The organism is Allobosea sp. P5_A5 (assembly GCF_056400625.1).
This window is the reverse complement of sequence record NZ_JBFUKY010000010.1, coordinates 1-13,837: the sequence shown is the minus strand read 5'-3', so window position 1 is coordinate 13,837 and position 13,837 is coordinate 1. Positions and strand designations below refer to the sequence as shown.

Annotated in this window: 13 protein-coding genes; 7 read left to right on the top strand and 6 right to left on the bottom strand. The window is 62.0% G+C overall.

The features are described 5' to 3' along the window. The first annotated feature begins 18 nt into the window (after window positions 1-18). The 5 genes from ugpB to AC1DR6_RS18075 are packed head-to-tail and all read left to right on the top strand — an operon-like array spanning window position 19 to window position 5,383. A complete protein-coding gene (gene ugpB, locus AC1DR6_RS18095) occupies window positions 19-1,329 on the top strand; it encodes a sn-glycerol-3-phosphate ABC transporter substrate-binding protein UgpB (RefSeq protein WP_476830653.1) in 1,311 nt (436 codons plus the stop codon). Window positions 1,330-1,385: 56 nt separating this feature from the next. Next, entirely contained in the window at window positions 1,386-2,270 is an 885-nt protein-coding gene (gene ugpA / locus AC1DR6_RS18090) for a sn-glycerol-3-phosphate ABC transporter permease UgpA (protein WP_476830652.1), read from the top strand. 10 nt (window positions 2,271-2,280) lie between these two features. Continuing rightward, complete coding sequence (gene ugpE / locus AC1DR6_RS18085; RefSeq protein ID WP_476830651.1) at window positions 2,281-3,123, top strand: sn-glycerol-3-phosphate ABC transporter permease UgpE; 843 nt, start codon at window positions 2,281-2,283, stop codon at window positions 3,121-3,123. A gap of 39 nt (window positions 3,124-3,162) precedes the next feature. Continuing rightward, complete coding sequence (locus AC1DR6_RS18080) at window positions 3,163-4,419, top strand: MFS transporter (protein ID WP_476830650.1); 1,257 nt, start codon at window positions 3,163-3,165, stop codon at window positions 4,417-4,419. 34 nt (window positions 4,420-4,453) lie between these two features. Further along, window positions 4,454-5,383 (top strand): SMP-30/gluconolactonase/LRE family protein, encoded by a 930-nt coding sequence (locus tag AC1DR6_RS18075; protein WP_476830649.1) that lies wholly within the window; start codon window positions 4,454-4,456, stop codon window positions 5,381-5,383. Window positions 5,384-5,787: 404 nt separating this feature from the next. Here AC1DR6_RS18075 and AC1DR6_RS18070 read toward each other — a convergent pair whose 3' ends face one another. Together AC1DR6_RS18070 and AC1DR6_RS18065 are read right to left on the bottom strand one after the other, a co-directional pair. After that, window positions 5,788-7,668: a TRAP transporter large permease gene (locus AC1DR6_RS18070; protein ID WP_476830648.1), complete on the bottom strand. Its 1,881-nt coding sequence runs from the start codon at window positions 7,666-7,668 to the stop codon at window positions 5,788-5,790. A 4-nt stretch (window positions 7,669-7,672) separates the two neighbouring features. After that, entirely contained in the window at window positions 7,673-8,614 is a 942-nt protein-coding gene (locus AC1DR6_RS18065) for a TRAP transporter substrate-binding protein (RefSeq protein WP_476830801.1), read from the bottom strand. On the opposite strand from AC1DR6_RS18065, the gene AC1DR6_RS18060 reads away from it, so the two are divergent. Beyond that, a complete protein-coding gene (locus AC1DR6_RS18060; RefSeq protein ID WP_476830647.1) occupies window positions 8,517-8,777 on the top strand; it encodes a hypothetical protein in 261 nt (86 codons plus the stop codon). The genes AC1DR6_RS18065 and AC1DR6_RS18060 overlap by 98 nt on opposite strands. Here AC1DR6_RS18060 and AC1DR6_RS18055 read toward each other — a convergent pair. The 4 genes from AC1DR6_RS18055 to AC1DR6_RS18040 are packed head-to-tail and all read right to left on the bottom strand — an operon-like array spanning window position 8,726 to window position 11,772. Further along, window positions 8,726-9,529: an SDR family NAD(P)-dependent oxidoreductase gene (locus AC1DR6_RS18055; RefSeq protein ID WP_476830646.1), complete on the bottom strand. Its 804-nt coding sequence runs from the start codon at window positions 9,527-9,529 to the stop codon at window positions 8,726-8,728. The genes AC1DR6_RS18060 and AC1DR6_RS18055 overlap by 52 nt on opposite strands. Continuing rightward, a complete protein-coding gene (locus AC1DR6_RS18050) occupies window positions 9,526-9,957 on the bottom strand; it encodes a cupin domain-containing protein (RefSeq protein WP_476830645.1) in 432 nt (143 codons plus the stop codon). The genes AC1DR6_RS18055 and AC1DR6_RS18050 overlap by 4 nt, the downstream gene beginning before the upstream one ends. A 43-nt stretch (window positions 9,958-10,000) precedes the next feature. Then, window positions 10,001-11,053, bottom strand: coding sequence for an SDR family oxidoreductase (locus AC1DR6_RS18045; RefSeq protein ID WP_476830644.1), 1,053 nt, complete (start codon window positions 11,051-11,053; stop codon window positions 10,001-10,003). Beyond that, window positions 11,053-11,772: an EthD family reductase gene (locus AC1DR6_RS18040; protein ID WP_476830643.1), complete on the bottom strand. Its 720-nt coding sequence runs from the start codon at window positions 11,770-11,772 to the stop codon at window positions 11,053-11,055. Before AC1DR6_RS18040 ends, AC1DR6_RS18045 begins: the two co-directional genes overlap by 1 nt. A gap of 187 nt (window positions 11,773-11,959) precedes the next feature. On the opposite strand from AC1DR6_RS18040, the gene AC1DR6_RS18035 reads away from it, so the two are divergent. Then, window positions 11,960-12,850, top strand: coding sequence for a LysR family transcriptional regulator (locus AC1DR6_RS18035; RefSeq protein WP_476830642.1), 891 nt, complete (start codon window positions 11,960-11,962; stop codon window positions 12,848-12,850). Window positions 12,851-13,837: the final 987 nt, after the last annotated feature.

Here is a 13,837-nt window from a genome sequence, read left to right as displayed (position 1 = left end):
AAAACAGGGAGAACGCAGATGAAGAACCTCTTGAGGCACAGCGCGCTGGCTGCCGGATTGCTGGCCATGACGCCCGCGATGGCCCAGACCGAGGTCCAGTTCTGGCACGCGATGGCCGGCGAAATGGGCCAGCGCGTCGAGAAGCTCGCCAACGACTTCAACGCCACCCAGAAGGATTTCAAGGTCGTCGCCGTCTACAAGGGCACCTATCCCGAGGTGATGACCGGCGCGATCGCGGCGTTCCGCGCCAAGCAGCCGCCCCATATCGTGCAGGTCTTCGAGGTTGGCACCGCGACGATGATGTCGGCGAAGGGAGCGATCTATCCGGTCTATGAGATGATGAAGGAGCAGGGCGTGCCCTTCGAGCCCCGCGCCTATCTGCCGGCGATCTCGGGCTACTACTCCGACACGAAGGGCAACATGTTGTCCTTCCCGTTCAACTCCTCGACGCCGATCCTGTATTACAACAAGGACCTGTTCAAGAAGGCCGGGCTCGATCCCCAGACGCCGCCCAAGACCTTTGCCGAGATGGAGAGCTTCGCCAAGAAGCTCCAGGCGGCCGGCGTGCCCTGTGGCTTCACCACCGAGTGGCCGTCCTACATGCAGTTCGAGAATTTCTCGGCCTATCATAACCAGCCGATCGCGACGAAGGAGAACGGTCTCGGTGGCGTCGACGCGGAGCTGAAGCTGAACGGCCCGCTGCAGGTCAAGCATCTGCAGAATCTGGTCGCCTGGCAGAAGACCAAGGTGTTCGACTATGGCGGCCGTGGTGACAGCTCCAAGCCGAAATTCTTCTCCGGCGAATGCGCGATGACGGTGTCGTCGGCCTCGGCGCGGCTCGGCATCGTCTCGAACATGAAGGCCGAGGTCGGCATGGCCCTTCTGCCCTATTACGGCGATGCCAAGGGGGCGCCGCAAAACTCGATCATCGGCGGCGCCAGCCTCTGGGTACTGCGCGGACAGAAGCCCGCCGACTACAAAGGCGTCGCGCAGTTCTTCGCCTATCTCTCCAAGCCCGAGATCCAGGCCTGGTGGCATCAGGAGACGGGTTATCTGCCGATCACGACGGCCGCCTACGAACTCTCGCGCAAGCAGGGCTTCTACGAGAAGAACCCCGGCACCGACGTTGCGGTGAAGGAGATTAATCTCAACCCGCCGACCGAGAACTCCAAGGGTCTGCGCCTCGGTAATTTCGTGCAGATCCGAGCCGTAATCGAGGAAGAAATCGAGAACGCGCTCCAGGGCAAGAAGACGCCGCAGCAGGCGCTCGACACCGCCGTTTCGCGCGGCAACGACCTCCTGCGTCAGTTCCAAAAGTCCAACCCCTGATCGAAGACTGGGCGGCGGCCTGAGCGGCCGCCCGTCTCACCGAGGTTTAAAAGCTCATGCGCGGCAAGCGCGTTACATTTCCGGGCCTAGCGGTGCCGGCCATCCTGCTCGCGCCACAGCTGGCGATCACGTTCGTCTTCTTCGTCTGGCCGGCGATCCAGTCGGTGCGCAGCGCGCTGTTTCGGCAGGATGCGTTCGGGCTGTCGGAGGATTTCGTCGGGCTCGACAACTTCATCAAGCTCTTCGCCGAGCCCGATTACGGATATGCCTTCGGGCTGACCCTGTTCTTTGCGGCCGCAACGACCGTGCTCTCAATGGGGTTCGCGCTGCTTTTTGCCGTGCTGGCCGATGGCGTGGTTAAGGGCGCGGCCATCTACAAGTCATTGCTGACCTGGCCCTATGCGGTAGCCCCAGCCATTGCGGGCGTGCTCTGGTGGTTCCTGTTCAACCCGACGATCGGCCTGTTTTCGCGTGCGCTCGCCGCCATCGGCATCGACTGGAACCATTACCTTAATTCCGGCCAGGCTCTGACGCTGGTCATCATCGCCTCGGCCTGGAAGCAGCTCAGCTACAACTTCCTGTTCTTCCTGGCCGGGCTGCAGACGATCCCGAAATCACTTTTGGAAGCAGCCGCGCTCGACGGTGCCGACGGCTTCGTCCGCTTCCGCAGGATTGTGCTGCCGTTGCTGATGCCGACCACCTTCTTCCTGATCGTGACCAACCTTGTCTACGCCTTCTGCGACACCTTCGCGGTGATCCACGCCACCAGCGGCGGCGGGCCCGGCACTGCCACGACCACGCTGATCTTCAAGATCTATCGCGACGGCTTCGAGGCGCTCGATCTCGGCGGCTCGGCCGCGCAATCGGTCATTCTCATGCTCCTGGTCGGCACTCTGACCATCATCCAGTTCCGCTATATCGAGCGGAACATCCACTATTGAGCCGGCGACGATGAGCACAACCCGCTTCCGTGTCATCGGCAGCCACGCCGTGCTGATCTTCGGCTCCGTGCTGATGATCCTGCCGGTCTATATGGCCTTCGTCGCCTCGACGCATGACCTGTCGCGCAGCCTGACGGGTCTGCCGCTCTGGCCCGGCCCGAACCTCGTCGAGAACTACAGCCAAGTGCTCGGCGAAGGCATGCGTTCCTACGGACTGCCACCGATCGGCCCGATGTTGCTGAACAGCTTCATCGTGGCGCTGGCCATCACCTTCGGTAAGATCGCAGTCTCGCTCCTGTCGGGCTTCGCAATCACCTATTTCCAATTTCCGTTCCGGGCGCTGGCGTTCTGGGTCATCTTCGCGACATTGATGTTGCCGGTCGAGGTCCGCATCCTGCCGACCTACGAGGTCGTCGCGGGGTTTGGTCTGCTCGACAGCTATACCGGACTCTCGCTGCCCCTGATCGCGAGCGCGACCGCGACCTTCCTCTTCCGCCAGGTCTTCATGACCGTGCCCGACGAACTGACGGAAGCGGCGCGCATCGATGGCGCCGGCCCGTGGCGCTTCCTGTGGTGGATCCTGATCCCGATGTCGCGCACCAACATCGCGGCGCTCTTCGTGATCACCTTCATCTATGGCTGGAACCAGTATCTCTGGCCGCTGCTGATGACCAAGGACGTGTCCTACTACACCGTCATCATGGGCATTCAGCGCATGGCCCGCGCCTCCGATTTCCAGCCGCAATGGCATCTCGTGATGGCGACCGTGATCCTGGCGCTGCTGCCGCCGGTCATCGTGGTCGCGGCGATGCAAAAACAGTTCGTCAAGGGCCTGTTCGAAACCGAAAAATAACAAGGCGCAACGGCGCCGCCTGCGGCAGAGGAAACCATCATGAAACGGGCCTGGATTGTCGTGTTCCTGTTCACCCTGGCGGTGATCAACTACATGGACCGTGTCGCGCTTTCGGTCGCATCGCAGCCGATCGCCAAGGAATTCGGCCTGAGCCCTGTCGATCTGGGCTTTCTGTTCTCCGCCTTCCTGTGGACCTATCTGCTCTGCCTGCTGCCGATCGGCGCGCTGGTCGACAAGGTCGGACCCAAGACCGTCAATGCGGTCGGCATCGGGCTTTGGTCGCTCGCGACCGTCGCGACCGGCCTGTCATGGAGCTATGCCTCGCTCGTTGGGACACGGCTGGCGATGGGGGCCGGCGAAGCGACGACCTTTCCTGCGGGCGCGCGGGTGATCCGGCAATGGATCCCGGCAAGCGAGCGCGGCATCACCAATGCGATCTTCAACAATGGCGCCTTCGCCGGCCCGGCCTTCGGCGCGATCTTCGTCGCCTGGCTGGTGACGCAGTTCGGCTGGCGCAGCTCGTTTGTCATCGTCGGCGCGATCGGCTTCGTCTGGCTGGTCGCCTGGATGATCTGGTACAACATCCCGGAAAAAGCGACATGGCTGAGCGAGGATGAGCGCCGCACCATCCTTGACGAGCGTGACGGCGGGCTGAAGGCGCCCTCGGTCGCGCAGCCTGCCGGGTTCCTCGATCTGCTGGGATGCCGCTCGCAATGGGGCGTGACACTGACCCAGAGCTGCATCGTCTACACGCAGTACCTCTTCCTGACCTGGCTGCCCGGCTATCTCCAGCAGACCAAGGGGCTCACGGTGATGAGCGCCGGGCTGTATACAGCCGTTCCCTATGGTTTCGCCGTCCTGCTGAGCATCGCGCTCGGCTATGTCAGCGACCGGATGCTGTCGGGCGGCCAGTTGCAGCAGGGCGGGCGGCGCACGATGATCGTCTGCTCCCTGCTGGTCTCCTCGGTGATCCTGCTGGCGCCTTTCGTCGACAACATCTGGATCATCCTGGGGCTGATCACCGTGACGCTGACCGGGCTGTCGACGGCCGGGGCGATGAACTTCGCGCTGCTGAACGATCTCCTCGCCGAGCCGGCCCATATCGGCAAATCGATGAGCATCGTGATCGTTGGCGGGAACAGCTTCGGCGTGCTGGCTCCGATCATCACCGGCTTCGTCGTCGCCGGAACGGGCAGCTTCAACTGGGCCTTCGGGATTGCCGGGTTGCTGTTGGTGTCGGGCGCGACGATCGCGCTCACATTGACCCGTACGCCGATCGTCCCCTCCGCCCGCTGAGCCTCGCCGCTTGCTAGGTTTGAAAGGAAACACGATGTCCGTTTCGCTGTTCGCACCGCCCGCCCTCTTGGAGACCGAGGTCTACGCCTCGCTTCCCGACGAGCTTCGCATCCCCTCCAGGATCGCAAGCGGCTTTGCCGAAGGCCAGCCTCCCGGCAGCGCGATGACCTCGGTCCTGGAGGGGCCGTCCTTCGACAAGGAGGGCAATCTCTGGTGCGTCGACATTCCCAATGGACGCGTGCTGAAGCTGGACAAGAATAGGCAGTTTCACCTCGTCTGCGAGTATGACGGCTGGCCGAACGGGCTAAAGATCCACCGCGACGGCCGCATCTTCATCGCGGACTACAAGCACGGCATCATGCTACTCGACCCGGTCAACGGCCGCGTGGAGCCCTATCTCGTGCGCGCCAATATGGAGCGCTTCAAAGCGGTCAATGACCTGTTCTTCGCGGCCAATGGCGACTTGTATTTCACTGATCAGGGCCTGACCGGCCTGCATGATCCGACGGGCCGTGTGTTCCGCCTCAAGCCGGACGGCACGGTGACCTGCCTGGTCGACAATGTGCCGAGCCCCAACGGCCTGGTGATGAACCTCGACGAAAGCGCGCTCTACGTCGCCGCCACGCGCGGCAACGCAATCTGGCGCCTGCCGATCCAGCGCGACGGCTCGACGGCGAAGGTCGGCATCTTCATTCAGCTTTCGGGCGGAGGTGGCCCCGACGGCATCGCCCTGACCGCCGACGGCGGTCTCGTCGTCGGGCATATCGGGCTCGGCGCGATCTGGGTTTTCGACGCGGTCGGACGGCCGCTCTACCGCGTGCAGTCCTGCAAGGGCTGGCACACCACCAACATCGCCTTCGGAGGCGCCGAGAACCGGGACCTTTTCATCACCGAATCTGCTTCAGGGACCATTCTGCGAGCCAAGCTGCCGATGGCGGGAAAGCCGATGTTTTCTCACGCTTGAGATGGTCGACGTTCGGCGCTCAGTATCTGAAATCTTGGGGGGATGCCTGACGAGTCAGCGTCTGCTTTCAGGCAGTCAATGAATGTCGGCTCATGGCGCACTCCGAACGGGAGCGGGAAGGGCGGTTCCGGCCCTATGGTGAAGCTCAGAAGGTCCGCTTTTAGGGGGGCGATGATCTCCGTAGGCGTACCACTAAGTTTGGAGCGCTGCTGACGCTGCAACTGTTTGCGTTCGGCAGTCCAAGGCGGCGCAGGAGGCCGGTCGTGGAAAGGCGCCTACTGACAGCTATTTGCAGATCAGACGTTGGCTTGCTCTGCCTTGTCCTCGATGATGAGGCGCACATCGCCGAAAGGCTGCTGACAAGGCATGTCCTAGTGGCGGCCCGACGGCTCGTTGGAGACGGCTCAGAGAAACCCTATGCTCAACCAGGGAAACGCCGCGATGAGCACAATCGCGGCGAACAAAGCTGCCAGATACGGCACCATGTTCCACATCGCATCATCGGGTGATACTTTGGCAACCGCGCAGGCAGTATAATAGCCGTAGCCGAAGGGTGGCGAGAACAGTCCCAGCCCCATCGAGAGCAGGACTAGCATCGCATACTGGACCGGATGCACGCCAAGCGATTGCGCCACCGGGACCAGGAGTGGCCCGAACAAGACAATCGCGGGGATACCTTCGAGAATGCTGCCGAAGATGATGAAGGCGATGATCGAAACCGCCAGGAAGGTGAATTTGCCGCCGGGCAGGCCTGACATCAAGGAAACCAGCGTGTCGGCGAAGCCGGATTGCGTCAGCGCCCAGGACATCGCCCCAGCGAGGGCGATGATGATCATAATGGTGCCGGTCAGCGCGACGGTTTCCACGAGGATTTCGCCCATTCGCACCAGCGAGAAGCCTCGCATCATGATGCTGCCGACGATCGCACAATAGGCGATGCCAATGACCGCAACCTCGGTGGCAGTTGCAACGCCTTCGAGGACCGCCGCTCGAATGATCAGGGGCAAGGCCAGCGCCGGGATGGCGACGACGAAGGTCTTCGCGATCCGTTTTAGGTCGCGCTTCTCGGTGCCGCGGCGCTCATTGCGCGAGCGCAGCCAGACCGCGACGGACAAGGTCAACATGCAGACCACGGCGGGGACGAGGCCGCCGATAAAGAGGGCGGCGATCGATATGCCAGTGACTGAGCCCATGATGATGAGCACGAGGCTGGGCGGGATGGTTTCCGCCGCGGCGGCGGAAACCGCGAGAAGCGCGGCGATGTCGCCCTCCTTGACGCCGCGATCCTTCATGGCGGGCGCAATAATCGGACCGATCGCCGCCATGTCGGCTGCCTTCGCGCCAGAGATGCCAGACACGAGATACATCGCGCATAGCATGACGTAGCTGAGACCTCCGCGGGCCGGGCCGATCAGCGCCACCACAAAATTGATCATGGCGCGCGCCATGCCGGTGTACTGGATCTGGATGCCAAGGAAAATGAAGAGCGGGATCGTCAGCAGGATGAAATGCGACATTCCTTCGTTGATGCGGCCGACGATCACGGTCAGCGGTAGATCGCTGGTCAGGGTAAAATAGCCTACGGTTGCCGCGCCGAACGCAAAGGCGATCGGCACGCCGATGATGATCAGGGCCATCACCCCGACGCCGAAGAAAAGCAGCAAGTTAAGGTTGCCGAGATCGGCCAGCAAGGGCGGGGTCAGCTCAAGTCCGATTGCGATTACGGCTGCGATCACGACCTGTGCGAGCACGACGCGGGCCGACGAAGCACGCCACATCTGGATCAGCAGAAACACAGACATCAGGATGATGGCGGTGAGGCTCGCCAGGACCGGGATCGAGCCGGGAATCGAGAGGTTCGGGGTCGTGACAATGTGGTTCAACTCGACGAGTTGGATCGTCGGGACGACGAGCTTGAGGAGGAAGACCAGGAGCACAACATGCGCAATGCGCTCCACGCCGGCCCGTCGCTCGGGCTGGAGCTTTGACAACACGAAGGTGAGGCGCAGGTGGATCTTACGCCGGAGCGCACTAGCGACGCCGAGCATGCCGAACCAGAGGAAGACGAGCATGGCCACCTCCTCAATCCAGATGACGGGAACGTTGAGGAGATAGCGTGCCGTGACCGCCCAGCCGAGCAAGGCAATATCGACGAGAAGGAGAGCGGCTGCGACGATATCGACAAGCCGGCCGAGGCCCGATTCGAGGTTGTCGAGCAGGCTGGAGCTGGCGTGTACGGTAACGGGACCGGCTTCGCCTGTCCCTTTCAGATCTGTCGCAGCCATCGTCTCAACCCAGTTTGCCGGTGTAGCGCTCGAGCGCGCTCCAAGCCTCGGCGCCGAACTTCTCCTTCCAGTCCTTGTAGAAGGTCGACGCGGCCAGTACCTCGCGGAACGCCTGGCGATTGGGCTCGATGATCTGCATCCCGGCGCCGGCGAGCTTCGCGCGGAGGCTTTCGTCGAGCTTAATCAGGTCGGCGCGCTCCGCGATGGCGGCAGCGGTGAAGTGCTTGGTGACCACATCCTTGATCGGCTGCGACTGGCGATTCCAGAACGGGCCATTCGCCAGCATCCAGAGCCCGTCCCACATGTGATTAGTCAGGCTCACATATTTCTGAACCTCGTAGAATTTGCCGCTGTCGACGAGCGGCAGCGGGTTTTCTTGGGCGTCCACCAGTTTGGTTTGCAGCGCAGTATAGACCTCGCCGAAGCTGATTGATTGCGGTGCGGCCCCAAAGGCCTTGAATAGCGATGTCGACAACGGGCTAGGCGGGACGCGGATATGGACGCCGGCGAGGTCTGACGGCTTCTCGATCGGCTTTGTTCCGCTGGTGATCTGGCGGAAGCCGTTATCGAACATCTTGTCGAAGGCGTGCAAGCCGGTCTTCTCGAGCCCCTGGCGCACCAGGCCGCCGACATCGCCGTCCATAGCCTTCCAGACGTCGTCGAGACTGTTGAAGGCGAAGCCAACGCCATTGAGCGAGGAGGCGGGGGCGAGGTTCGACAGCTGCGCGCCGGCCAACGGGTAGAACTGGATCGCTCCCTGCCGCAGCTGGGACAGCACCTCGAGATCGCCGCCCAGCTGGCTGTTCGGGAAAGTGCGGATGTCGATCTCGCCGTTGGTGTCGGCCTTTATGTTCCTGGCGGCTTCCTCGATCCGGGTGATCATCGGATGCCCGGCCGGCATATTCGTAGCCAGCTTGAGGGTTGCAGCCTGTGCCGGGCGAATGATCGCGAAGGTAGTCGCTGCGGCAGTGCCAGACGCCACGAAAGATCTGCGTGTAAGCTTCATGTTTCCCTCCAATTTGTTTTTTATGGTTGGTCGTACCGGCTATCCGGGTTCTCAGGCGAGGATCAGGCCTCCAGAAACGTCGAGGATCGCGCCCGTCATGTAGCGGGATGCGTCGGAGCTCATGAACAGGACGACGTCTACGATGTCAGCCGGCTCGGCCAGGCGCCCGATTGGGATCTGACCATTAAGCGCCTGCCCCTCGTCGTCATTGCGAAGCAGACCGCTGACGCGCTCGCCGACGACCGGCCCGGGCGCGATCGTGTTCACGAGAATACCGTGTCGGGCATATTCCCGCGAGAGATGGCGGGTCATGCCAATTACGGCGGTCTTGGCAGCGGTATAGGAGCAGCCCAGCAGGGGACTGACCGACCGACCGGCATTCGACGCGAAATTGATGATGCGGCCGCCGCCGGCCTCGATCATGTGCGGGAGCACCGCCTTGGCGCATAGGAAGCTGCCGCGCACATTCGAGGCGAAGACCGCGTCCCATTCATCGACAGGCGTCTCGTGCGTGACGCGGTAAGCCGCGCCGTAGCTGCCGGCCATGTTGACGAGGACATCGATCCTGCCCCAACGGGCCAGGACGGTGTCCACCGCGGTCCGGACCTCTGCCTCTTTCGAGACGTCGGCTACCAGCGGCAGGGCCTCACCCTCGGCGCTTTCGATGATGCGGACCGTTTCCAGGGCGCGCTCCTCAACGAGATCGCAGATGGCGACGCGGGCTCTCAACCCGGCCAGCCGCTCAGCCAGGAGCTTGCCAATCCCGCGTCCGGCGCCGGTCACCAGGAAGACCCGGCCGGCGAAGATGTCGGGCGCGAAAGCTTCGCGCGCGACCACTGGCAAAATCTGGTTCATGGCTGATCCTGTGCGTCCGCGATGCCCCGCGGCGTGACGCCTGCTGGCAATGGCAAAGGCGGGTTGGCGCTTTCGAGATGCTCAACGGTAACGAAGACGAGCGGGGTGTCGCCGACATTGTGAAGGTCGTGGACCATGAACTCGCCGGCGCCGAAGCGCATATGGCTAGTCTGGCCGGCGAAATAGGACGATGTCTTCGCTGCGCCGCCGTCGACATGCGATATGGCCCGGCCGGCGCTGAGTGCGGTCCAGAAATAGTCGAGCACATGGCGATGGAAGCCGATGCGCTCGCCCGGCTCCAGCCGCATGTACCAAACGCGGGCACGCGTGCTTTCCGAGAGCAGGATCTGACCGACGCAAGGGTTGAAAGCGTTGCGCGCGAACCCGGCTTGAAGTTCCGGGTCTAGATGGGACGGCCGATCGCTCATCGCGCCATCCTTGCTGACAAGCAGGTCATCGCTGGCTCCTGGCTCAGGGAACGATCTTGTTGCTCTTCAAGTCGCGGAACAGGTCGAGGAACATCTCCTCGCTGTCGAGAAACTCGAGAAAACCGAAGCGCCGGCACTTCGTCGTATCGGACATCACGTCCCAATCGTTGGAGAAGGCGTAGTTTGCGAAATTCCAGTTCACGAGCTGCGACAGCGGATGCTTTTGCAGTCCCTCGCGCGCTACGATCTTGTCCCAGAGCGCGTCAGCGCCGGCCATGCGGGTTGGCATGTCGACGGTTTCGACACCACCGGCCTCCAGGCCGAAGAAGCCCGCGAAGACGGGCCACAGGTTTTGGTAGCGGAAGAAGTCGCCGTTAGTGACGTTGAAGGCCTGATCGGCGCATGCTGGATTGGTCGACATCCAGACCATGGCCCGTGCCAACAGCCCCGCATCGGTCGCCTGGTAGATGGAGGTGAAGGCGCCCGGCTTGCCCGGGAAGGTGAAGGGCTGGCCCATCTCCTTCAGCAGCGTCGCATAGGTCGCAATCGTCGTGATGATGTTGAGCGGATTGCCAAGCGCAAAACCGCAGATCACATGCGGCCGCGCCGCCGACCAGGACCAGCCCTTGCCGGCGCTGGCGGTCTCGGCCAGATCTTGCTGGTCATAGTAAAAATGCGGAACGTCGATGCGCGGATCGGTTTCCTTCGCCGGGGTCTTAAAGGGGCCGAGATACTGTCCGTAGTATTTGGTGCCTTGGAGCAGGCAGACATGCTGCAGGTTTGGCGCGGCCGCCTCGATCACCGGCAGGACATTGGCGAACATCTTCGCATTCGGCGCGCGTGTCTCTGCTATGACTCGGTTGTCGAGATAGGCGCAGTAGAAGACATGCGTGACTTCGCTTAGGCCACCGAGATTGTCCCTGCAGCTCTGCGGGTCCATCAGGTCGGCATGGACGAAGCGCGCCTTCGACTGGAAATAGGGCGGCTTGCGCGAGACGCCGATCACGTCCCAGTCCGGCTGCTGGTCGAGATGCTCGATCAGCGCGCGCCCGGAAACGCCGGTCGCGCCGATCACAAGGGCGGTCTTCTTCTGCATCAAATCTGTCCTTCTTCAACTCCGAAGGCGGGCGGAGGCGGCATCACCACCACATGTTCGCGCAGCAGCGCGTCCTCCCACCGGGCGATTTCGTCAGGTCTAAAAACCTGGTCTTTCCAATTGCGAAGCCGCTCGCGACCGCGGTTGGCCACACCCTGTTCAGTGAACCAGAGCTCCACGAGCGCGTCATAGGGCGCTTCGCCTGTCACCAGCGTGAGGTCGCCCGCAACTTTGGAATTCAATAGCTGCCCGGCTTCGTCCAGGCTCAGCCGCGCCTGGGTTGCACCCGTGACGGAGCAGATGGCGGGCGTGGCTAGTTTGCCGAGCCTGTCGAGGAAGGCTGCTCGGGATTGGTCGGCCTGCCGCTTCAGGCACAGCAAAAGCTTGAACGGGGTCAACGACAGAGCGCCGCTACGCTTCAACCAGCGTTCGCTGGCGAGCAGGTGCTCGCGGCGCGCCAGCCAAGCGGAAGCATCCTTCGAGCCATTGCGACCCACCTGGGAGGCATAGGACGCCTGACAAGCCTCGCGCGTCTCAAACCAGAGCTGCGCGACGCCATCGGCCGGTGGCTCGCCCTCCTCTAGCGAAAACCCGAGCATGTAGCCGCGCAAGCCGGGGAAGGCTGCCGCGATCGGCCCATGGATCGTTTCCCAGCGGTGCTCGAAGCCCGGCCGCGTCAATTGCGCGACGCGCTTCTGGAAAGTCACAAGCTTGATCATTGGCGGCGCGCGGAGTCCGCGACATGTCTCGCGCAGTGCTGCGTCATCCCTGGTCCCTCCGATAACGGCCGTCTTGATAAAAGTCGCGGGCTTGTCGAGTCCGGTCAGGCTATGCGCAGAGGGGGTTGGCCTGGAACCACCGTTGGTGGACACATACTGTTGAGTGAAACGCAACAATGAGCGCCATATGAATAGCGGCAGCGAGCTCCAGGTCTTCGTCCATGTCATCGATAGCGGCAGCTTCGCAGGCGCAGCAAAAATGCTGAACGTGACCCGATCGGCGGTTTGCCGTCGGGTCGACGGTTTGGAAAGGAGGCTCGGTGTCCGGCTTCTGGACAGGACGACTCGTCGCCTTTCGCTCACCGAAGCCGGTGAGACTTTGTATCACCGCGCGCAGACCATCCTTGCCCAGATCGCCGAAGCCGAGCTTGTCGTCGGTGAGTACGGCGGCGAGCCGCGCGGCACCTTGCGGATCACAAGCCCGATCATGATTGGGCTGCATCGGCTGATCCCGATCCTGCCCGAGTTCCTTGGGCTTCACCCCAATATCAAGGTCCATCTCGACCTGTCAGACGATGTCGTCGATCCTGCCCTGGCGGACCATGATGTCGGTCTGCGCTGGGGCGCTCCAAAGGATTCCGCCGCGATCATCACGAAGGTGGCGGCAAGCCGGCAGATCGTCTGTGCGGCGCCGATCTATCTCGAGCGGCATGGCACGCCGGAGACGCCGCAAGATCTTCTGCGTCACAACTGCTTGCTGATGAGCCGCCTCGGGCTGTCGAGCAACGAGTGGACCTTCGTCGTCGATGGTCGCCCGCTCAAGCTGAAGGTCCAAGGCAACTACGTGGTCAATGGCGGTCACGGCAATTACGAGGCGGTGATCTCCGGGCTGGGCATTGGCCGAGTTACTGATCTGCGCGTCGCCGATGATATCCGCGCCGGACGCTTGCGTCCCCTACTGGAAGCCTATGAGCCGGAGGATGCGATGCCGATCTTTGCGGCCTATCGAACCGGGGCCCTAGTTCCACCCAAGGTGCGAATTTTCCTCGATTTTCTGAAACGGCGCGTGCGTGGGTAGCCACCGAGGATAGGATTGGCTTTGAGCCGAAATGGGAATGTCAGCTAATCGCTACGGGCGTAGCGTCCGCACTTGGCGCGTCGCAGAAGCTAAATACTTGTTAGCAACTGGCGGGCGAGGGATACAATCCGGAAATGGCAGTGGACCAATGATCCAAACAGTGGATTGTGGAAACACGGATTAGCTTGGTCAGTGTGATCGTCGCCTCGGCGGCTTGAATCTCGCAAGCCCGTGTCGCTGGAACAGCGGCCCTGTGCGAAGCTATGCTCGCTTTCCAGCGACTCATTTCTTTTCGGCAGAAAGCCCGTGTTCCTCAGCGAAAATAGTTGACGGCAGCATTGCAACGCGAAATGTTATTTTCACGGATGAGCTTGGTCAGTGTGATCGCCGCGGTAGCGGAATTGAATCTCGCAAGCCCGTGTCGCTGAAACAGCGGCCTTGTGCGAAGCTATGCCTGGAGTTTGGCGCCATCCAGTCATCGGCGGGAATCGCGCTTTGATATCTAAGCAGTGCGCCGTTGTCGCCTGTCGCAATTGTATCGAAACCACGAGGATATCAGAGGTTATCGGCATCTTGCGGGTCGCCCGAGCCAAGATGTATCGAGGGGGGGGCGGTCAAAAGTGATGGGGCTTCCGCACCCCTGCACCGGGTCCATTCTCATACGGAGTTTTTTTTCTTGGCCCTCGCTTTTTCGCTAGGCGGAAAGAAAACAAAACAATCGTGAGTATCGCCACCTCGCGGTAGCGCTGATGCGCCGCGAGATATTTTTTAGGATCACGCCGGCTCGAGCTGGCCGGTCACTTTCGTGTTTACCCGCTGTCTTCGGCCAGCGGGTTTTTTCGTGGCGTAAGACGAGAGGCTGAAAGCGTCCGCGAGTCTCGGCGCTTCCGGCGAGGCAGCTGTGGCTTCGCCGAACAGATCCAAAGTCAGCTTCCTAATGTGTGGCCTCAGCTGGTCCCGCGATCAGCAATCGACCTCTGCCTGATC